This window comes from Prolixibacter denitrificans (assembly GCF_003014495.1).
GTDB lineage: Bacteria > Bacteroidota > Bacteroidia > Bacteroidales > Prolixibacteraceae > Prolixibacter > Prolixibacter denitrificans.
The window spans coordinates 218,947-239,610 of the sequence record NZ_PYGC01000005.1; the positions used below are offsets into that span (position 1 = coordinate 218,947).

Below are 20,664 nucleotides of genomic sequence, written 5' to 3' on the forward strand. Positions count from 1 at the left end.
AATTTTGGCTATGCCAAATATTCTACAATCGATTAACCTGAACCATCAATCAGATGAGTAATGTAACAACTGACATTTTAGACGAACTTAAGAGTGATGAATTGAGTAGCTGGGCGGTGTGGAATGAAGACGGGAATAACACGCTTGATTTCTTTCAATCAAAGTTAGATATTTTGCATTCCAGGTTCGTGTTCCTGGGTTTGAATCGATCAAACGGTGCCGAGAGAAAAGAGCATACTCCGTTTCGAAATTTTCATGCCGAGCGTCATGTGGGAGACAATCGATTGAAGAAGATTATCCAGGATGAGGCATTGGAGAATTTGGTCGGTAGTTTTATGACCGACTTGACGATAGAGGTTCAAACGGATTCATCCAAAGTGAAAGTTAATGAAGAGTCCGCCATTAATAGACTCAAGGAGAAACTCTCATTGATGCCCTGTCGGCAAAGGTCTATTATTTGCTTTGGAGAAAAAGTTTTCGAGTCTATTTGCGGCGCATTGAAAGTTGGCATAGGAGAAATTATTGAGTTGCCTGAGTTTCTTTTAAAGAAAGCAGTTGTTCAGGTTGCAGGTGAAAATTGGACTATTTACCGTGTCTGGCATTACAGCAACTATGGAAGATATCTTCATAAATCTGAAGAAGAGTTGCCGAAGCAATTGCGTTACGTCAATACACATGAAGCAAATGAATGACCTCCCTGCCATCACTTAGTCGGGGTAGCGATGGCAGGGAGTTGTAGCAGGCTAATGCCTTTTATCTTGTGTATTGGCATCAAAGGAGATGAGGTTGAACATGGACCTCATACGGCTTCGGACCCGGGAGCCATAGAATTCTTCAATTTCGCCGGCAGTTAGGTTGGTTGTCAGGTGTGTGAGCATGCCATCGGAAACAAACTGGTCATACCGGCTGAGCAGTATTTCGCCCATGACGTTCACTTCGTTGCCAAAATACTTCAGGTTTTGTTCGGTTCCCAGGTCATCGAAGCAGACGGCCCGGGGCTTTTTCCCGCCGGTGGACCGGTCGTAAGCCAGGATGCTGTGTTTCCGGATGACCTCGTAACCGTTCCGGTGAAATTCGAAACTGACCTCCCGGCAGGATTTCATGTTGTGCCGGATGTCCGGAGGAATGAAAAAGCGGAGTAGCGTCATCAGGCTGGTTTTTCCGCTCCCAATCGGTCCGGTCAGCATAATTCCCTTGTTGATGTTGAGATTTAACCGCTGTGCGTTCTCCTGGTCGCGTATGGCCCATATGAGCAGTTTGAAAATGATGGGCTTGTCTTCTCCATAGATTCTGAAAGTATCGCCGAATAATTCCCGGCCTTTTTGTTCCATGAATTCCAGGCAGCGTGAAAAGCTATAGTTGACGGTTCCTTTCCCGAAAGAGATGACTCCCGGCGCGGTGAAAAGTTCAGAGTGGTTCGGCATAGTTTTTCCCATTATCAGATTTGTACTCGGTTGATTTGTCCTGGGGGCTCAATGGTTGTCGCGGACTGTACTTCCGGGCATTGAGCATCCAGTTCCGGGCCGCCGCTTTCCAGTCTTTCATCCGGGTACGGCCTCCCACTTTCCAGCCTACCGATTCGTAGTAGTTGAAAAATCGTTCAGCTTCCACTTCAGGGAACTCCTTCTCCAGGAAGTAGATTTTGACATGTTCCTCCGGAGGCGGGATTTTACTTTTTGCCGATGCACCGGCGGGATTTTCCGGCTGGGGTTTCTTCTCTTGCATGGCAGCGCTTTCGGGCTGTTTCCCGTACCTGGTTTCCTGTTCCATTTTTTTTGATTGAGATTGGTTTGGTTCATTGTATTCTATAGTTTCTTGTTTAATCTGTTTACTAATGTTTATTAAAGGGATCACTACTTGTTCACTAGTTGTATCAAAAATGAACATGTTCACCCGGCTACCTTTAAGGGGGTTGTGCGACGGTTGATAATCGATGTATTTCCATTGATGCAGCTGTTTCAGACACCGTGAATAGGTATTGACCGAACCGATTTTGGACATTCTCAGCATCTCTGCCCGGTTGATGGAGATGGGATTTTGAAACCGGTTGAGGTTCCACCGTTGGAAAAGGGCGAGGTAAAGGCTGATGTGGTGCGGAGTAAGGCGATCGTCTTGTTCCACACACCAGAAGAATGCCGCCAGGTGCCGGATGTAGTTCATTGTACTTCACGATTAACCTATTTTCGAAAGGTTTGCATGGTAAATCAGATGGGCTTAACGGACAAACCCGGTTTATACAAAGTGTCCTTTTGTTTTCCGGGACTCGAGCATTTGCTGAATGTCGCTTTGTTCGTAGTAGATGACTCCTCCGATTTTGGTGTACGGCAGGGTGCCGTTTATCCGGAGATTTTGGAGTGTACCCGGTGAGATGTTAAGCAATTTGCGGACTTCGTAGGATTTCAGCCATTTTTTGACCGGCTGATGATTCTGTTCTTTTAAGAGCTTCCGGAAGTCAGAAAGAAGTTCTTCTTTTAAGTTTTGAAGGTCGTGTGTGGTGACCAGCTGTTCGCGATAGATGCCCCGGTTTTCCGGGTGCTGATTTCTTTCGTTTGGCATAACAGTTGATTTAAAATGGTTTGCTAACAAAGCAACGAAAGAAACCAATACCGATCCAGTTACAAGGGGGTTACAGAACCCCCTTAAGGCACTGTTTGTCAGCGAGTAATTTAGCCTAAATTTCTTTAGGGGTTACAACCTTGTTCATTAAAAATATAGAGATTTGAAGCCGGTGCCTGGTTACACATTGTCGAGATAATCCAGTTGTCGGCGGAGCAGTTCTTTCACCCGCTCACAAGTGGCATGCTCTAAATTGTAGAATTTGATTCGTAAACTGTCCTCCGAGATATTGCGGCTATTGTCGGTCCGGACCAGTTTGGCAAATGAGCGGATGACCTCCGAGATGTTTTCATTTTTAATGGCATTTGTTTCCATGTAGATTTTCAGCACACAAGCGAGCTGGGCCACCGAAAGGTGGGTGTGCAGTTTTTTAATTTCAGTGTCTGTTAGGGGTGTTTCAAGCGAAATATCCTGGTTCAGGTCGAGCTTGGTTTGCAGATAAGTGATTTCCTGGGAAATCCATTGTTTCAGTTGCTTTTGGAGAGAAGGGCGTTCGGGTCTGAATGCCAGTTTAGGCGCCGGCACGACCTGCGTTATTATTTTCCGAATCAGGTGGAGGTAATGCAACTGCTGTTTTGTGGATTCGTGTTCGTAGCAAGTCTTAGCAATTAAACGTGAGCAAGCGACAAAGAGGTTGGTCGCATTGTAATTCATGTAAATGATCGTCATAAAGAGTTCCATCCTGAGCTCCGAATCTGTCAGCTTCTTGTCTACCAGCTGTTGGAGTTGTTCCAACAGGGTATTGAGGTATTTTATTTTACGATAGGTGTATTTACGGATGCTGATATGGATGAATTCCCGGTAGGGTTCAAAAATCAGTGACGCCAACATCGGATTATTGAGATGTTCTTCCAGGTACGTCTGAACCGGTGCAATTTGCCGACTGAAAATATCAGCCATTCTTTGGTGGAAAAAAGCGGAACAATACCGGTCAAAGTTGAAGAGCTCCGGGTGGTCATCAGCCAGAAAGCCCAGAAAGTCTTCCAGCTTATAGGCTAACTGCTGGCCCATCCGGAGTAACGTAAACTGGGATTTGTTTGGAACCATTCTGGCGGCTGAAGAGAACAGTGCGTAAAGATGGTTCAGGATTCGGACCATGGCAGCCTGATTAGCGGAGATGTATTTCAACAGCTGCTTATTGTTTTCCTGATGGAAGATCTGGTACCTGATGGCCTCTTCCATTTTCTTCATTTCTTCCAGACAGATTTTGTCCCAGGCTTGAAGCTCTTCCGGGGAGAAAGACCGGCAAAAGAAAGAGGTGACGGATAATTTTCCAATCACGGATTTCTCCAGGGTACGAAATTCATTCTTCATTGAGGTTTAGGTATTAACATCAACGGGAAATCCGTTATTTTCCTCCTAAAACCGGCATATTAATGCATTATCCCTACTTCAATGATGACGAAAAAGACAGACTCTATCACGCAAGAAAGCAAAGTTTTCCCGGCTAAAGAGCCTATAGATTTTAACGTCAATTCAGATTTCCTGTCTGGTTACTTAATTGGTTTACCGCAATTTACTACTTTTTTTGTTAAGCATAAAATTTGTACTTGTTTGATTGAGATTCTCTCTCAGTTTCTCCATGTCGTGACTGATTTTGGTTTCAATTACCCGTGCATAGATTTGTGTGGTCGCAATTTTGGTATGGCCCAGCATTTTGCTCACCGTCTCAATGGGCACGTTATTGCTTAGGGTTACCGTCGTAGCAAATGTATGGCGTGCCAGATGAAATGTCAGGTTTTTATCGATGCCGGTCAGGTCAGCAATTTCCTTGAGATATCCATTGAGTTTTTGGTTGGTCATTACCGGGAAAAGAGTTCCCCGTTGCAATGCTTTGGGATGTTCCTGGTACTTCTTGATAATCTCCAGGGCTTTGGGAAGTAGCGGCAACGAAACCGATTGTTTTGTCTTGGTACGGTCGTAGTGTAACCACCGGTGACTATCGATGCCAATTCGCAGGTTATCGGGCGTCAGTTTGGCGATATCGACATAGGCAACGCCGGTGTAACAAGCAAAGACGAACAGATCGCAAACAATCTGAAGTCGCTCGATACTGAAATGTTTTTGTTCTACTTTTTGTAATTCCGATGCCGTCAGGTAACCTCTGTCGACCGGTTCGAAATGGAACTGGTAGGATTCAAAAGGATTGCGAACTAACCATTCCAAACGTTTAGCCAGGTGCAGCAACTTGCGAAAGCGCTCCATGTGTTTCATCACCCCGTTATTCCTCATCGGTTTTTGATGATCAGCTGGTTGATGACTTCGCAGGAAATATTCAAACTCGGTAATGAACTGGTAATTGATTTCCGAAAGGTATATGTCAGACGTCTTGTACCGTTTCCGGATGAATTCCTCGAGGTATTTCTGCGTGGTGTAATAGTTTTTCAGCGTTCCCGGTGCCAGGGTACCGGAAGCGGTTGTTTCATGGTAGTCGATTAATTTGGAGAGACTGAACTGTTCCACCTCAATGCCGAGGTAAAGATTCTTGATTTTATCGGCGGTGATGAGCTTGTGCTGCAGTCGTAAATCCTGGTAGCATTGCATCAATTCCGACTTGATTTGAACCAACCGGGTATTCAGAGAACGTGCTTCCGGCCGGTTTCCGCGGGGTTTGCCGATTTCATTGTCCCATTCGTCCGGGTCGATGGTTTCTTTGATGGCCATCTCTTTTCGGACTCCATCAACGGAAATGCGGGCATAGATGGGTGCCCGATGATTGCGGAACTTGTTCATTCTGAGGATGAACTTGATGGTGAAGGTGTGTGTGTTTCTCATAACAATTTCATTTTTCTGATGGATTTTGGCCTAAAAAGGTCACCGGAACGGGCCTTGAAAGGGCATCAAAAACCATCAATTTTGAACATAACTGATGTATGTATGAAATTGCAATGAACTCCCCGACAGAACATTACATTGTTTCTGGTGACCTAAAGATACATAATAAAAGAGGTCACCGCGTGGTTCTCATTTATACTGAAATATTCTGCTTTGAATTGATATGACAAAAAATAAGAAAGCCTGATAATCATACGATTAACAGGCTTTTGATTCAGAATGAATCTTGATTCGTCGGGGTACCAGGATTCGAACCTGGGACCCCCTGCTCCCAAAGCAGGTGCGCTAACCGGACTGCGCTACACCCCGAATCGTAAAAAAGATTCCCGGAGGAATCCGCTGATGTGGCGGAGAGAGGGGGATTCGAACCCCCGGTACGGTTACCCGTACGGCAGTTTAGCAAACTGCTGGTTTCAGCCACTCACCCACCTCTCCGTTGATTTTGGGTGCTGCAAATGTAGAAATGATTTTCACTTGCTCAAAATAATTTTTACAAAAAATAACGGCTACCTGCACTTTAACTTAACATCACATCACAGCATATTGATTTTATGCACATTACAGCACACACATTAACATAAACGTTAAATATTGCAAAACAGGTATTCTCAATGAATTAAGAATCAGAGAGGTTTATCTCCGAATATGGTACCGGAGCATAAAAAAGCTCCCGAACGCTTGGAAAATTGGGAGATGCGGTGTACTTTCGATGTAGTGATACTAAAGAACGTTCATTGAAAACGAAATAATGTTTCCGCATTAATTCCTGTATATTGGTAAACTCAACGTTATTAATAGTACCGAGTAAGCTTATGACTGTTAAGACAGGCCTTACTCCACTTTCGGGTGGAGGCAGTTTTACTGCCGTTGGAAGTCTGACCAGCCAGGCACTCAAATCCTGTTTCATCGGGGTTTTACACAACTAGGGGTTAATGCGGTTTTTTTATGTCTTTTTCAAAACGAACACCATCATCTCTTCCGTTTCGCAACACAAAAATCCCCAACCATTTCCGGCCGGGGAATATCCTTTGAAAGTCTTTGTTGTATCTACTTAATTGGAATTGCTGTATATTCCGATTTGGCGTCTCCTTTGCGCGTTACGTAAAAATCGATTCGTCCAAGCAGCAAACCTGCCCATCCTACCTGGTTCACCAAAATCTGTTTACCGGCTTTGTTGGTATGCATTTCCGGATGTTCAAGGAATGTGTGCGTATGTCCGCCGATAATCAGATCGGTAACGTAGGTATTATCGGCAATCGCCTGGTCGCTTACCTTATCGTCGCGGTATTTGTACCCCAGGTGCGAAAGACAGATGACCATGTCCACGCCCCGTTCTCCACGCAGGTATTTCTCCTGTTCCAAAGCCACCTTCAACGGATCGAGATAACGGGTTTTCCCGAAGTTATCGGGAGCCACGAGACCGTCCAGTTCAACGCCCAGTCCATAAACTCCAATCCGGATTCCTCCCCGTTCGAAAACTTTGTTCTGAATCGTTTTCCCGGCGAGGATGGTATCAGAAAAATCGTAATTGGAGCAGATAAACGGGAATTTCGCATGCGGCAATTGCTTGTCAATTCCTTCCAAACCATTGTCGAACTCGTGGTTTCCAATGGTGGCTGCATCATAACCGACTTCGCTCATCAGTTCAAACTCCAGTTTCCCTTTATAAAAGTTGAAATAGGGAGTTCCCTGAAAAACATCGCCGGCATCAAGCAGCAGAATATTCTTTTCTTCTTTTCGTATTTGATTGATCAACGCACTACGACGAGCCATTCCCCCTTCGTTTGCATGACGGGGCGCATCGGCCGGAAACGGATCGATATGCGAGTGCCAATCATTGGTATGCAGAATGCTCAATTTGGTGTAGTCATCACTCTTAGCAGCCAGCGAAACAGCAGCTTTTCCCAACAAGCCCACACCAACCGAGCCGGCCGCCAGATTCTTGATAAACGTTCTCCTATTTTGCATGATAAATCCTCCCGTCGAGTTTTGCTGTTGCCTTCTTTCCTTCGTCTCCCAGTTTCCGCATATGATCGATAATCATATCACGTAGCTTGACACCGGTATTTATCCGTTGCAAATTCTTCGACAACGTTTTGCTACCATCACCGCCATCAGCCAGATAATCACTTGTCACCATCCAGTAGATTTTGTCGTTATCCAGCGGCTCTCCGCCTACACGACATTTGATGGCTTTGTCTTTCCGGATACCGAAACGCATTCCGGCAACGCCTTCTCCGCCTCGCGAAGCCATGTGATTCATTAAACGACGCAGATCACTGCCTTTCAACTTCAGCAAAACCACTTCATTTTCGAAAGGCATCAGTTCAAAGATATTTTTTACCGTCACTTCTCCTTTCGGGATGGGTGCCCGAAAACCACCGCGATTCATGAAGCTCACCGCAGGATGGACATCCGGATATTTCTTTTGACAGATTGCTTTTCCTTCAGTCAATACCAAATCGGACACAAAATTTCCCAGCAGACTTTCCGGTCGTCCGGCAAGCAACGCCTCCGGAGCAACACAAAGCTTTTGGGACATTTGCGCCTGAAGACTATCTCGATAAGGTTTAATCTGAGCTTCAATTTTGGGGTCGGCCGTTACGTTCAGCGTGGAATCCAGTTTGATATTTTGATACTGTACCTGGCCAACAGTTGCCGTATGCTGCTGACACGCTGCCAGGGCCGATGTCAATACCAGCAACAGGAAAAACTTCCGCATTCTTTCAATTTTCATCAGTGGAAACAAAGGTCTATTCATTTTTGTAAAGGTTGAAAATAACAAAACATTCCCTAAACTATTTATGACGGAACAAGGTTAATTGGTTAATACCTCTTCAGAAGTATTGATTTTGTCTGAAACTGAGGTTATTTTAGCAAAAAAGTGAAGTAGGATTAAAAAAGGCACCAACCTGATGCACAAAAAAATTCCCGAATCTCCCTCCATTCTCATCCGTATTACCATCCACACCATTTTTATTCTGTTTTGGTTTGGGAATAGCTTTGCGCAGAATTCAGACCATCCGGAAGTAAAAGCGAGAAGAGGCGACGGTATCTATAATTTGCTGGAGCGAAACGGTTTGCCTGCCGGCGAATATCTGAATAAATTCATCGAACTGAATAAGTCGAAGCTGGGGCCGAACAATACTTTGTATGAGGGACGAAGCTATCTGCTTCCGGTAGCCACATTGTTTGCCGAAGAACCACTGTTCGGGAAAGAACATGAGAAGGTGCGAATTCAGGACCGAAAACTGGAAGGTGCCATATTCTACCTCGTAAGTGGTCATGGAGGCCCCGACCCGGGAGCGATGGGGAAAATAGGCAAGCATCGGTTAACCGAAGACGAATATGCCTACGACGTCACACTACGACTGGGCAGAGCACTGATTCAACACGGAGCCAAAGTATATTTCATTATCCGTGACCCGAAAGACGGAATCCGCGACGAATATTATTTAGAAAATCGCTCGGATGAATATTGTTATCCACACCAGAAAATACCGCTCGATCAAAACCAACGGCTCCGTCAACGAGCGGCCGCGGTGAATGAGCTGTACAAGCGGGACCCGTCATCTAAATACAAACGATGTATCATCATTCATGTGGATGCGCGGAACCGGCACCGAAACATCGACCTTTTCTTCTATCACTTCGAAAAAAGCAAGAGCGGTGAACAACTGGCCGAGGCCATGCGCCATTCCATGAAAGTAAATTATAAGGAGAATCAACCGAATCGTGGATACAACGGCACGGTTTCGAGCCGGCGACTATACATGCTCACACGAACCAACCCCACGGCGGTTTACATCGAAATGGGGAACATCAACCACACACGCGATCAGCAGCGACTCATCTACCCCGATAATCGACAGGCACTGGCGGATTGGTTGACGGAAGGAATCGTCAAAGACTATCAATCGCGTCAATGAATTCCGGAGATAGAAATAAGGAAGGAACAGGACCCGTCATCCTTTTCGACGGCGTATGTAACCTATGCAATGCATCGGTTCAGTTTATTCTGAAATATGAGAAGAGTCCGCGTTACCGCTTTGCTCCGTTGCAAGGGAAATTTGCCTCTGAAGTTCGCCACCAATATGCTCTCCCCGAAGATGCGGACAGCGTTGTTCTTATCGAAAAAAAACAGGTTTTCACCGCGTCGACAGCTGCTTTGCGGATTGCACATCACCTAAAAGCACCCTGGAACTGGTTGGTAATCTTTAATATTTTGCCGATTTCCTTTCGGGATGGAGTTTATCACTGGATAGCCCGAAATCGCTATCGTTGGTTTGGCAAGAAAGACGCTTGCGAAATTCCATCACCGGAAATTGCACATCGCTTTCTCGACTAAAAGTCGTAATGGCTACAACTCCAGTTTTCCGCTTTCGTATTGCTTGTAATATTGCGCCAAATGCGCCAGAAATTGGCTGAACATTTTCACCGAAGCCAGCGTACCCGGAGATACTTCCTCCCCTTTCAGTTTTAACAACAACACACCGTACAGGGCATTCAGGCTTGTTTCAATATCATTTTCTCCTGCTCCTCGCGCTTTCGCGGAAAACTCATCGATAAACGGCTTGGCCTGACGGAACAGCATATCGTACTGCGGAAGCTGACCACTTTTTGTCACCAGCAAATGAAATTCATACAAATCATTCACCTGGTTCTTATTGATTTGCAGATGGCCTTTCTCCTTGATATTCTCCCTCTCCATCATCAGGACCAGGTTTTCATACCAACGGGCTATCTCTTCCCGTTCTCCGTCCTTACTGTCAAACTTGTCCACAATGTTTTGGCGGATGCGATCCATATCAAACTGGTTGGCCCGAATCAGATCTTCCAACTGCCACATGTAGAGGATGTACTCAACAATATTCTCTTTCCGTTTTTGACGAGCAATTAACATCGAACAAAAATTTTAGTGTTGATTTGAAATTGAAAAGCGATGAAAAGATGCAGAGATTACCAGTCTCCTTTGAACCGATCAATATCGCGGCGCTCTTTTTTGGTTGGGCGTCCGGTTCCCCGCTCACGCTCGAACCAACTCATATTCTTCTGCATTTCCAGAATTTCCAGTTCCGAGGCCGGCGTAACGTCTTCCATGTATTCCGGAACCAGTTTGGCTCCCACCCGCTTCTGGATAAGCTGTTTCACTTTGTACGAATACCTCACCGGGTTTTTCCGTACTTCGATCACTTCACCGGTTTTCAACGTCCGCGAAGGTTTCACCGATTGTCCATCAATGGTTACCCGTCCTTTCTTGCAGGCATCCGTAGCAATACTCCGGGTTTTAAAAACCCGCACAGCCCATAGCCATTTATCTACACGAACCTGATCTTCCATGATGCAAAATTAAAAAACGGAGATGGCAACAACAAAGGTCATTTGTTATTGAACTGGCTCATGGCCCGATGAACACCGATGGTTCCAAAAGCCTTGATGATATCGATACAAAGCTCGATTCGTTCAGGAAGGACATCTTCCTCTTCCGGCGACCACTTGCCCAGTACATGGTCTATCTGGTATCCTTTCGGGAAATCGTCACCGATACCAAACCGCAAACGGGCGTAATCCTGGCGGCCCAACACCTGGTTAATGTTCTTCAAACCATTGTGTCCGGCATCGCTCCCTTTGGCCCGCAGACGGATTTTTCCCAGCGGCAAAGCCAGGTCATCCACCAGAATCAGAACCTTGTCGACCGGGATTTTCTCCTTCTGCATCCAGTAGTGCACAGCTCTTCCACTTAAGTTCATATACGTGGAAGGTTTCAGGAGAATGAAGGTACGCCCGGCATGTTTCATTTCAGCGACAGCGCCATAACGCCTATCACTAAAAGAAATATTGGACGCTCCGGCAAGAGCATCCAATATTTTAAATCCGATATTGTGTCGGGTATTTTGATATTCTTCCCCGATATTTCCTAAACCTACTATCAGGTACTTCAAAACACAATTGCTTTATTAGTTTCCGCCTTTGGCAGCTGCAGTCATTGCCGCACGTGCTGCACGGGTGATTACTACGCTGGCTACCGGAACGGACTTGTTGTTCAGGATTTCCAGACCTTCAGCCTGAACATCGCCTACGCGAATACTTTCGCCCAATCCCAGTGCAGTTACATCGATGTCGATGGTATCAGGCAGATTTTTAGCCAAACCCTTTACGCGCAATACGCGGAGGTTCGTTTTCAGACGTCCACCTTTCTGGATACCTTTTGCAAAACCAGTGAGTTTAACAGGAATATTGATTTTAACCGGCTTGTCTTCGGTAATACGAAGGAAGTCGATGTGCAAAATCTCGTCAGTTACCGGATGGAACTGAATGTCCTGCATGATAGCCTGGTATTTCTTTCCACCGATTTCAATGTTAATCAGATAAACATTGGGTGTATAGATTACGTGACGGAATTCACCTGCTTCAGCCTCAAAGTGAATCGGCTCTTCACCACCATAAAGTACGCAAGGAACTTTACCTTCGGCGCGCAGTTTTTTCGTCTCTTTTTTTCCTACTGCTGTACGGGCAGTACCTTTTACTTCAAACGTTTTCATCGTAAATAAATTAATTTAATTTTTTAAGTGCTTACTCAGATCTCCCTCCTTTTCAGGAAGGCATCCGCATCACACCAGTAAAGGTATGCTGCAAAATCGGGCGCAAATATAGCAAATAATCCGGTGAAATCTTCACGTAAGGAGAATTTTCACACATATTCTCCGGCAAAGTCTTTCAACGGATTACTTCTGTCAAATATCATTAAATGAACGAAGTACTGATTGATTCGTTCTTGTAAACCTTCTGAATAACGTCAGCAATCAGACCGGAGCACGAAATAATTTTAATCTTTTCCGACTTTTTCCTTAACGGGATGGAGTCGGTAAAATAAATCTCGTCGAGATCCGATTCATCAATTCGTTCGTATGCCGGACCAGAAAGAACAGCATGTGTAGCGAACGCACGTACGCTGTTAGCTCCCTTTTCTTTCATCAGATTAGCAGCCTTGGCAATGGTTCCGGCAGTATCTATCATGTCATCGATAATCACCACATCTTTCCCCTTCACGTCGCCAATAACAGTCATGTTACCAACCACATTCGCCTGGCTGCGCGATTTATGACAGATCACCATGTCAGTTCCCAACAATTTGGCATACGTGTTAGCCCGTTTGGTTCCCCCCACATCCGGCGAAGCTACCACCAGGTTCTCCAGGTTCATTTTCCGGATATGCGGAATAAACAAGGTTGAAGCAGTCAGGTGATCAACCGGCACATCGAAGAATCCCTGAATCTGATCGGCATGCAAATCCATGGTAATCAACCGGTCGATTCCGGCGGCTGAAAGCATGTCGGCCATCAGTTTGGCACCAATCGAAACGCGCGGTTTGTCTTTCCTGTCCTGACGGGCGTATCCGAAGTAAGGAATAACCGCAATAATTTTGTAAGCCGAAGCCCGTTTGGCAGCGTCAATCATCAGCAACAGTTCCAGAATGTTATCAGCCGGCGGGAAAGTCGACTGGACAATGAAACAGTGAGAACCGCGAATGGTCTCTTCGTAGCACGGCTCAAATTCGCCGTCCGAAAAAACCGGGCAAGACGATCGCCCCAGGTGCAGATCGGCACTACTGGATATTTTTTCTGCTAAATAACGGGTTTGGGTTCCTGAAAAGATTTTGATGGGAGCATTTCCAGCCATTTCCTCTGATTTTCAAGTTTGAAGTTGCATGTAGTTCAGGTGCGCAAATGTAACAATAATGCCTCAACTACTAAATGGGTAAAATCACTTTTTATCAAAAATATAGCAAGCCGAATGTATCCGGCAAACGTTGCTTACTTATTCGTAGCTGCCATCATTAATCTGCTGAATGAAGTCCAGCACCTCATCTCTTCCTGTTTCCGAAGTTGCCGAAGTGACAAAGCGCGGAGGCAATTCTTCCCAGCTTTTCAGCATCTCGCGCCGATAAGCTGCCAGGTTTTTATCGACCTGCGTTTTTCCCAATTTGTCGGCTTTGGTAAAAACCATGGCAAATGGAATTCCGCTTACTCCCAGCCAGTTCATAAAGTCCAGGTCGATTTCCTGCGGCTCCAGACGGATATCAATCAGCACCATCACACAATAAAGGTTTTTCCGCGAAAGCATGTATTCACGGATAAAATTCATCCACTTATTGCGCTGATTACGCATCACTTTGGCGTAACCATAGCCCGGCAAATCGACCAGGTACCACTCGTTGTTTATCAGGAAGTGATTGATCAGTTGGGTTTTCCCCGGCTGCCCGGATGTTTTGGCCAGCTTCTTATGATTGGTCAGCATGTTAATCAGCGACGACTTCCCTACATTCGAGCGTCCAATAAACGCATACTCGGGCCGATCGCTTTTCGGACATTTCGCGGGGTCGGTATTGCTGATAACAAATTTGGCGCTATTAATCTGCATAAGTCATTCGTGATTAAAAAAGGGGAACGTTGCCAGCCATTCCCCTTCGATATATTTTACTTAATATAAACTTCCAGTAATTTCACTTCCTGTCCGTCTTTCGGCACCAGAATGAAATTCTCGACCGAGGCAGGGACCAGAATCGTTTCTCCTTTCGAAACTTCCATCGCCTTTTCTTCTCCCCAGCTGATAGCGTAATTACCTTCCAGGCACATGTAAATAACGAAAGAATCGAGCTCGTTGTAATCGCGCTCCACCGAATGTGTCAACTCGAGCAAATTCGTGGTAAAATACGGGCAACTCACCAACTCGGAAGACTGATTCTTGTGCGAATGATAATGTGTGCCGTACTCTTTTTCAAACGTGTAATCGATGGCATCCAGCGCGAATTCGGTATGAAGATCGCGGGTATTTCCCTTGTCGTCTTTCCGGTTGTAATCATAAATCCGGTAAGTCACATCTGATGTTTGCTGAATTTCGGCGACCACAATTCCTTTTCCGATGGCGTGAACACGTCCGGCCGGCATGAAGAACACATCACCTGCTTTCACTTTCTCAGTATTGAGAATCTCCATCAGGGTATTTTTCTCCAGATGACCGAGGTATTTCTTCTGATCGACTTCCTGATTAAAACCGGCAATCAACTCTGCTCCCTCATCTGCCTGAACGACGTACCACATCTCGGTTTTACCGAAAGCGTTGTGCCGTTCTTTCGACATTTCGTCGTTCGGATGCACCTGAATAGAGAGATCATCATTCGCATCGATGAATTTGATGAGCAACGGAAATTCCATCCCGAACTTCTCATAGACTTTCTCACCAACCAGCTCACCCATGTAGACTTCGATGAGTTCCTGGAGATTATTTCCCGCCAGGAAACCATTGGCAACAACTGATATTTCGTTCTGAACGCCCGATATCTCCCACGATTCCCCGCAATTGGGTAATGGCGAAAACTCCTTATTCAGAAGCTGTTTCAACTTTTGCCCACCCCAAATCTTGTCTTTATATATTGGCTGAAACTTAAATGGATATAATTCTTGCACGTCTTACGATTTTGGACATTAACGATTTAGATTAATTCTGGAAGGAGTTAAAGATTGAATCCCTTCCCGGGAGGAATAAAATCAGAAATTGAAATCGACGGCAGCCCGTTCGGTCGTCAGTTCTTTCACCAGATCAATCACCTTCAGATGTTCCGGATGAACGCGATACACATCCAAATCGTCGATATTTTCAAAATGGGTGACCAGACAAATGTCGAAGGACGGCGCATCCAACGTGTAGTGCTGATTTACTTCGATGTGTTTCAATTCGGAAATTTCGTTCTTTAAGTTGAGAAGAGCTGCTGTCAGTTTTTCAATCGCCTCTTTCTTAGCCGATGACGAGTCAAAATCTTTCATTTTGAACAGCACGGTATGGTTAATCATAATGAGAATGGTTTTTATTGTTGTTCCAAATTTCTTTTGCGAAATTAATACTTTATAATTTTACCGCCAGTTTTTTTAAAAAGGCACCGAAAATGATCCCGCAGATTTAACGAAGATTGATATATTTGATCGGATCAGGCAAAGGGCTGATTGGTATAATTTACAGAACAATTAAAACGCGAACATGCTTGTTATTGGAATTGCCGGAGGAACCGGCTCGGGAAAAACCACCGTGGTAAAAAAAATTATTGAAAGCCTTCCGGAAGGCGATGTGGAGGTTCTGGCACAGGATGCCTACTACCGCGACAACAGTGACATTCCGCTGGAGGAGCGACAGAAAATAAATTTCGACCATCCCGATGCCATCGAGTTTGAGCTGCTCGCCGAACATATTCGGCAACTCAAAACGGGGAACACGGTTGCACAGCCCATCTATTCCTACCTCACCTGTACGCGTGCCGAGGAAACCATTCCAGTCAAACCCAAAAAGGTAATCATCGTAGAAGGAATTCTTTGTCTGGCCCCGAAAGAGCTGCGCGATTTGATGAACATCCGGATTTTTGTGGATTGTGAGGCAGACTTGCGGCTTTCACGCGTCATCCAGCGCGATATCATCGAACGGGGAAGAAATGTGGCACAAGTACTTGAGCGGTATGAGAAAACCGTTCGCCCCAGTCACCTGCAGTTTATCGAACCAACCAAACGCTATGCCGACATCATTGTACCACAGGGCGGACAAAACACCGTAGCTATCGACATTATCACTCAATACATCGAAAAACATCTGAACGACAACGCCTAAAACCAACACCTATGCTCGATCACCTCAAACCTGAACACGTACTTTACCTCGACATTGAAACCGTTCCATTAACCCAGTCGCTGGACAAAATGCCCGAACGGCTGCAAGAACAATGGACAAAAAAAGCGGCCAATATTGGTTCGGAAGAAGACTCGCCGGAAGATTTGTTCCAACGCGCCGGTATTTATGCCGAATTCGGAAAAATCATCTGCATTTCAGCAGGAACCATTTACCGGAAAGGCAAGCAACGAGTATACCGGGTGAAATCGTTTTACGGTGACGACGAAAAACAGTTACTGATTGATTTTGCCGAAATGCTAGAGAAATTTACAGCTACTCCAACGCACAAGCTTTGTGCTCACAACGGACAGGAATTTGATTTTCCGTGGATTGCCCGCCGTATGCTCATTCATGGCCTGAAGCTTCCGAAAATACTCGACATTGCCGGTGCCAAACCCTGGGAAATCCGGGACACGTTGATAGACACCATGCAGCTTTGGAAGTTCGGAGACTACAAGCACTACACGTCGCTCAACCTGTTGTGTGCCGTTTTCGACATTCCAACTCCCAAAGATGACATCGACGGAAGTCAGGTAGCTGCCGTTTACTATGACGAAGGTGATTTGGAACGGATTGCCCGCTATTGCGAAAAAGATACGCTGGCGGTAGCACAGTTACTGCTTCGCTACAAAGGCGAACCACTAATTGCACCGGACGCCGTGGAAATAGCGTTCCCGAACTGAGCTAAATGAAAAATCCCTGAAGGTCGGCACCTACAGGGATATTATTTCGTTCAAAAAAAAACGATTTACATCTTCTTCATGCGATCCATTTCGCGTTTCGCATCTTTTCGCTTCAACGTCTCACGCTTATCATGAAGCTTCTTACCTTTCGCGAGGGCAATTTCCAGCTTCGCCAGACCGCGGTCGTTAATAAACAAGCGGGTGGGAATAATCGTTAAACCCGACTCTTTGGTCTTCCGCTCCAGTTTACGTAACTCTTTCTTATTCAACAACAGTTTGCGCTCACGCCGCGTTTCGTGATTATAGTGTGTCCCCCAAGCATATTCGGCAATATGAAGGTTCTTCACATACAACTCGCCCCTCGAAAAGTAACAATATGCATCCGAAAGACCTGCTTTCCCCAGCCGTATCGATTTTATTTCAGTGCCCAACAAAACCAGTCCTGCTACGAATTTGTCGATAAACTCGTACTCAAAACTAGCCCTGCGGTTCTTGATATTTATTTTTTGTTGTAATGCCATCGTTCTCCTTTGATAATATAACGCAAAAATCCTACCTAAATGTTTAGGCAAATGCCATCAGGAAGGTTGTCAGGAAATAGCGGATGAAGGCAAAAACAAGAATCATTAACAATACCGATGTGATAAAAAATCCAATGTGTTTTTGTTCCGGTATATCTTCAAATAAAACAGGTATTCCGACATAAAAAATGTAAAAAGAATACAAACCCAGTACGCCCAGCGGATACAAGGCAGGAATCAGTCCGGTTACCATCGATATAATCAACGATGGTGCTGACGAGTATATAACCAGGTTAGCCGAACGCCGCAAATTCTTGGTACCTCCAAAACTTTTGACCAACTCGTTGACCAAATATGTACTGGCATATACCGAAAGCAAAAAGCCAAAGAACTCACGCAAGCCATCCGCCATCAACAGGTTACCGTCCAGCCCGATATTTACTTTTTGTATAATACGCCCCAGCAACGAAGCCACTGTGGACAACAAGAGCAACGGCAGCAAAAAATTCCGGACAACCAGGTTCATGGTCACATTCTCTTCTAATATGTTTTTCCATTCGTCCTTTGGTTGCAGAATTAGCGCCTTGCTGCGCTCATAAATTCCGGAAGCCAGTTTTTTAAAATCCATTAATCCTTCCTTTAATTCTACAAAAATAACTTATTTTGACATTCTCAAAATATTTCATCATTAAATCGGGCTCCTCCACAATACAATGGCAGTATTAAAATACAATATGGTAACTATACTCGGAGCGACAGCTTCGGGAAAGACAGCCGTAGCAACCCATTTAGCCAAATCGCTGAATGGAGAAGTCATCTCTGCCGATTCCCGGCAGGTGTACCGGGGAATGGATATTGGTACTGGGAAGGACCTTTCGGATTACATTATTGATGGAGAATTGGTGCCCTACCACCTGATTGACATTGCGGACGCCGGATACCAGTACAATGTTTTCGAATACCAGCGGGACTTTCTGGACGTCTTCGCGAAGATGCAGAAACGCGAAAAGTTTCCTGTGTTATGCGGCGGAACCGGTTTGTACATCGAGGCGGTACTGAAAGGCTATAAGCTCATCCAAGTCCCGGTGAACGAAGCACGCCGACAGGAACTGCAAGCCATGTCGCTGGAAGAGCTGACCGAAATACTTTCCGGGTACAAAGAACTACACAACACCAGCGACATCGAAAACAAAAAAAGGGCAGTACGGGCCATCGAGATTGAAGAGTATTACCAGAAACATCCCGAAATCGACTTGTCTTTTCCGGAAATCAACAGCCTGATTGTTGGCGTCAAGTTCGACCGGAATTCCAGGCGCCGCCGCATTACACAACGACTAAAGGACCGGTTGGAAAACGGAATGATTGAGGAAGTAGAGAAGTTGCTGGCCAGTGGGCTTTCGCCGGAATCGCTAACCTACTATGGTTTGGAATATAAATTCCTGACACAATATGTCACTGGCGAAATTTCGTACGACGAAATGTTTCTCAGCCTGAATACGGCCATTCATCAATTTTCGAAGCGACAAATGACCTGGTTCCGGAAGATGGAACGCGAAGGTTTCGACATCCACTGGCTCGATGGTTACACTCCCCTTCCGGAGAAAATAGAACGAATAACCCGCTGGTTCCAATCCTAACCGCTCTGATTTTCAAAGAAAAAATATTATTCAAAACAAAAGGCAGGTACCTTCTGTTATTTTGAATTGATTATGAATTTATCCAATTTTGCGCAAATTTATCGAACATAATTAATATGAGCATTCGCATCAAAACCCAGGAACAAATTGACGGCATACGCAAAAGCTCTAAACTGGCAGCGGAAACGCTGGAATTTATTGAACCACATGTTAAAGCAGGAGTTTCAACCGAACACCTCGATAACCTGATTCATCAGTTTATACTTGACCACGGCGCTATTCCTGCCACCTTAAATTATAACGGTTACCCGAAATCAAGCTGTATCTCACTGAATGAAGTGGTTTGCCACGGCATCCCTTCTCCTGATACTGTATTGAAAGACGGTGATATTTTGAATATCGATGTAACAACGATACTCGACGGTTACTATGGTGACACCAGCAGAATGTATACCGTAGGTGAAGTGAACGAGAAAGCACTGAAGCTGATTGATGTAACCAAGCACTGCCTCGATTTAGGGATTCAACAGGTTCGTCCGGGCAACTATCTCGGAAATATTGGTTATGTGATTTCCCGCTATGCAACATCGCAAGGGTTTAGCGTAGTGTACGAATTCTGTGGCCACGGTGTTGGCGTCGAATTCCATGAAGACCCTCAGGTTGACCACTCTTCAAGAAAAAACAGCGGACCGAAGCTCCGTCCAGGCATGACCTTCACCATTGAGCCCATGATTAATCTGGGACGTCCACGCGTAAAGCTCGACAAGCACGACGGCTGGACTGCCCGCACCATCGATGACCAACTATCGGCACAATTTGAACATACGATACTCGTAACCGAAACCGGTTGTGAAGTACTCACTGATATTTCGGATGAATATCCGATTTCCTGAAAAAATTATTTTGCAAAAGAAAAGGATTGCAGCGTTTGCAATCCTTTTTTTATGACTTGTTTTCGATAGTTTCGAAATAACCAACTAGCCCATATATTTTTCCACGTCGCTAAATGGAATCATCGTCACCCCCAGCTTCTTCCATTTCTCGAACGGTAACGGAATATTCGGAAGTTCTTTAATAGCATCGGAGAAAACGAATACTTCCTTGCCTCTTTCTGCCAAACCGGTCACCGCCTGGTCGACACACACATTGGTCGTCACACCATAAACAAACACACGATCAGGTTGAATAATGTCGAGCACTTTTTCGGTGTAAGGATTTCCGGCAAACACGTCGAAGGCATCTTTCCGGATCAAAATATTCCTGAAACGCTCGGGATTGTCAAAACGGGAATCCAATATTAATTCCTGGTTCCAATCGATAATAATCGGCCTTTCCGGGTCGGTTTCGGGGATGTACATGGCCCCCTTGCTTTCCGCCATGCAGTGCGGAGGAAACGTGTTCACAAAATCCGGATGACTGGAAAGTTCAGCCGAATTGACCAGGTGATAATCGGCCGTGTTCACTACCCGCAAGTTGTGCTCTCCGGCGAACCGGGTAATTTCCCCAAGAAGCGGACGAATCTCTTCCGCGCCCTGCACGTACAGCTTTCCATCGGGCTCCATGAAGTCGACCTGCGTATCAACATTCCAGAAAATAATATTAGGACGTTCCATAACACATGCGTTTTAACAAACTCAGTAAAGTTAAAATAAACCGGCT

At 45.3% G+C, this 20,664-nt stretch carries 25 protein-coding genes and 2 tRNA genes; 7 read left to right on the forward strand and 20 right to left on the reverse strand.

Features of this window, described 5'->3' with window-relative positions; translation table 11 throughout:
* Positions 1-53 precede the first annotated feature (53 nt).
* Entirely contained in the window at positions 54-692 is a 639-nt protein-coding gene (locus CLV93_RS11685) for a hypothetical protein (RefSeq protein WP_106542383.1), read from the forward strand.
* Positions 693-743: 51 nt separating this feature from the next.
* On the opposite strand, the gene CLV93_RS11690 is transcribed toward CLV93_RS11685, so the two are convergent.
* The 9 genes from CLV93_RS11690 to CLV93_RS11730 all read right to left on the reverse strand — a co-directional run bounded on the left by CLV93_RS11690 (position 744) and on the right by CLV93_RS11730 (position 8,188).
* Positions 744-1,424, reverse strand: coding sequence for a P-loop NTPase family protein (locus CLV93_RS11690; protein WP_246187217.1), 681 nt, complete (start codon positions 1,422-1,424; stop codon positions 744-746).
* Complete coding sequence (locus CLV93_RS11695) at positions 1,408-2,160, reverse strand: transcriptional regulator (protein ID WP_106542384.1); 753 nt, start codon at positions 2,158-2,160, stop codon at positions 1,408-1,410. The genes CLV93_RS11690 and CLV93_RS11695 overlap by 17 nt, the downstream gene beginning before the upstream one ends.
* 72 nt (positions 2,161-2,232) lie before the next feature.
* Positions 2,233-2,556 (reverse strand): helix-turn-helix domain-containing protein, encoded by a 324-nt coding sequence (locus CLV93_RS11700; protein ID WP_051538935.1) that lies wholly within the window; start codon positions 2,554-2,556, stop codon positions 2,233-2,235.
* Between the two features lie 180 nt (positions 2,557-2,736).
* Complete coding sequence (locus CLV93_RS11705) at positions 2,737-3,930, reverse strand: hypothetical protein (protein ID WP_106542385.1); 1,194 nt, start codon at positions 3,928-3,930, stop codon at positions 2,737-2,739.
* Positions 3,931-4,122: 192 nt separating this feature from the next.
* Positions 4,123-5,391: a site-specific integrase gene (locus CLV93_RS11710; RefSeq protein WP_106542386.1), complete on the reverse strand. Its 1,269-nt coding sequence runs from the start codon at positions 5,389-5,391 to the stop codon at positions 4,123-4,125.
* A 294-nt stretch (positions 5,392-5,685) separates the two neighbouring features.
* Positions 5,686-5,760, reverse strand: a tRNA-Pro gene (locus CLV93_RS11715).
* Between the two features lie 36 nt (positions 5,761-5,796).
* A tRNA-Ser gene (locus CLV93_RS11720) sits at positions 5,797-5,886 on the reverse strand.
* A 612-nt stretch (positions 5,887-6,498) separates the two neighbouring features.
* The gene (locus CLV93_RS11725; RefSeq protein WP_106542387.1) at positions 6,499-7,419 is read right to left on the reverse strand and encodes a bifunctional metallophosphatase/5'-nucleotidase; all 921 of its coding nucleotides are present in this window, start codon (positions 7,417-7,419) and stop codon (positions 6,499-6,501) included.
* Entirely contained in the window at positions 7,409-8,188 is a 780-nt protein-coding gene (locus CLV93_RS11730) for a 5'-nucleotidase C-terminal domain-containing protein (RefSeq protein WP_170108930.1), read from the reverse strand. The genes CLV93_RS11725 and CLV93_RS11730 overlap by 11 nt, the downstream gene beginning before the upstream one ends.
* Before the next feature lie 178 nt (positions 8,189-8,366).
* Here CLV93_RS11730 and CLV93_RS11735 point away from each other — a divergent pair, with 178 nt between their 5' ends.
* Both CLV93_RS11735 and CLV93_RS11740 read left to right on the forward strand, forming a co-directional pair.
* Complete coding sequence (locus CLV93_RS11735; protein ID WP_106542389.1) at positions 8,367-9,380, forward strand: N-acetylmuramoyl-L-alanine amidase family protein; 1,014 nt, start codon at positions 8,367-8,369, stop codon at positions 9,378-9,380.
* Entirely contained in the window at positions 9,377-9,799 is a 423-nt protein-coding gene (locus CLV93_RS11740; protein ID WP_106542390.1) for a thiol-disulfide oxidoreductase DCC family protein, read from the forward strand. Before CLV93_RS11735 ends, CLV93_RS11740 begins: the two co-directional genes overlap by 4 nt.
* Before the next feature lie 12 nt (positions 9,800-9,811).
* Here the strand turns inward: CLV93_RS11740 and CLV93_RS11745 are convergent, their stop codons facing one another.
* From CLV93_RS11745 to CLV93_RS11780, 8 genes are all read right to left on the reverse strand, one after another.
* On the reverse strand, positions 9,812-10,354 hold the full coding sequence (locus tag CLV93_RS11745) for a DUF4924 family protein (protein WP_106542391.1): 543 nt from the start codon (positions 10,352-10,354) through the stop codon (positions 9,812-9,814).
* A 56-nt stretch (positions 10,355-10,410) separates the two neighbouring features.
* The gene (locus CLV93_RS11750) at positions 10,411-10,791 is read right to left on the reverse strand and encodes an RNA-binding S4 domain-containing protein (RefSeq protein ID WP_106542392.1); all 381 of its coding nucleotides are present in this window, start codon (positions 10,789-10,791) and stop codon (positions 10,411-10,413) included.
* A 38-nt stretch (positions 10,792-10,829) separates the two neighbouring features.
* Complete coding sequence (gene pth, locus CLV93_RS11755) at positions 10,830-11,393, reverse strand: aminoacyl-tRNA hydrolase (RefSeq protein WP_106542393.1); 564 nt, start codon at positions 11,391-11,393, stop codon at positions 10,830-10,832.
* Between the two features lie 15 nt (positions 11,394-11,408).
* Positions 11,409-11,993: a 50S ribosomal protein L25/general stress protein Ctc gene (locus CLV93_RS11760; protein ID WP_106542394.1), complete on the reverse strand. Its 585-nt coding sequence runs from the start codon at positions 11,991-11,993 to the stop codon at positions 11,409-11,411.
* 202 nt (positions 11,994-12,195) lie between these two features.
* Complete coding sequence (locus CLV93_RS11765; RefSeq protein ID WP_106542395.1) at positions 12,196-13,131, reverse strand: ribose-phosphate pyrophosphokinase; 936 nt, start codon at positions 13,129-13,131, stop codon at positions 12,196-12,198.
* 138 nt (positions 13,132-13,269) lie between these two features.
* Positions 13,270-13,872, reverse strand: a complete 603-nt coding sequence (gene yihA, locus CLV93_RS11770; protein ID WP_106542396.1) for a ribosome biogenesis GTP-binding protein YihA/YsxC — start codon at positions 13,870-13,872, stop codon at positions 13,270-13,272.
* 56 nt (positions 13,873-13,928) lie between these two features.
* Positions 13,929-14,918: a type I phosphomannose isomerase catalytic subunit gene (locus CLV93_RS11775; RefSeq protein ID WP_106542397.1), complete on the reverse strand. Its 990-nt coding sequence runs from the start codon at positions 14,916-14,918 to the stop codon at positions 13,929-13,931.
* 81 nt (positions 14,919-14,999) lie between these two features.
* Entirely contained in the window at positions 15,000-15,302 is a 303-nt protein-coding gene (locus CLV93_RS11780) for a Dabb family protein (RefSeq protein ID WP_106542398.1), read from the reverse strand.
* A 184-nt stretch (positions 15,303-15,486) separates the two neighbouring features.
* Here CLV93_RS11780 and udk point away from each other — a divergent pair, with 184 nt between their 5' ends.
* On the forward strand, positions 15,487-16,104 hold the full coding sequence (gene udk / locus CLV93_RS11785) for a uridine kinase (protein WP_106542399.1): 618 nt from the start codon (positions 15,487-15,489) through the stop codon (positions 16,102-16,104).
* An 11-nt stretch (positions 16,105-16,115) separates the two neighbouring features.
* Positions 16,116-16,847: a 3'-5' exonuclease gene (locus CLV93_RS11790; protein ID WP_106542400.1), complete on the forward strand. Its 732-nt coding sequence runs from the start codon at positions 16,116-16,118 to the stop codon at positions 16,845-16,847.
* A 65-nt stretch (positions 16,848-16,912) separates the two neighbouring features.
* On the opposite strand, the gene smpB is transcribed toward CLV93_RS11790, so the two are convergent.
* Together smpB and CLV93_RS11800 are read right to left on the reverse strand one after the other, a co-directional pair.
* Positions 16,913-17,368, reverse strand: a complete 456-nt coding sequence (smpB, locus tag CLV93_RS11795; RefSeq protein WP_106542401.1) for an SsrA-binding protein SmpB — start codon at positions 17,366-17,368, stop codon at positions 16,913-16,915.
* 43 nt (positions 17,369-17,411) lie between these two features.
* Complete coding sequence (locus CLV93_RS11800) at positions 17,412-17,996, reverse strand: Yip1 family protein (RefSeq protein ID WP_106542402.1); 585 nt, start codon at positions 17,994-17,996, stop codon at positions 17,412-17,414.
* 106 nt (positions 17,997-18,102) lie between these two features.
* Here CLV93_RS11800 and miaA point away from each other — a divergent pair, with 106 nt between their 5' ends.
* Both miaA and map read left to right on the forward strand, forming a co-directional pair.
* A complete protein-coding gene (gene miaA / locus CLV93_RS11805) occupies positions 18,103-19,005 on the forward strand; it encodes a tRNA (adenosine(37)-N6)-dimethylallyltransferase MiaA (protein ID WP_246187216.1) in 903 nt (300 codons plus the stop codon).
* A 116-nt stretch (positions 19,006-19,121) separates the two neighbouring features.
* Entirely contained in the window at positions 19,122-19,898 is a 777-nt protein-coding gene (gene map / locus CLV93_RS11810; RefSeq protein ID WP_106542404.1) for a type I methionyl aminopeptidase, read from the forward strand.
* 84 nt (positions 19,899-19,982) lie between these two features.
* On the opposite strand, the gene CLV93_RS11815 is transcribed toward map, so the two are convergent.
* Positions 19,983-20,618, reverse strand: a complete 636-nt coding sequence (locus CLV93_RS11815; protein WP_106542405.1) for a cysteine hydrolase family protein — start codon at positions 20,616-20,618, stop codon at positions 19,983-19,985.
* Positions 20,619-20,664 lie beyond the last annotated feature (46 nt).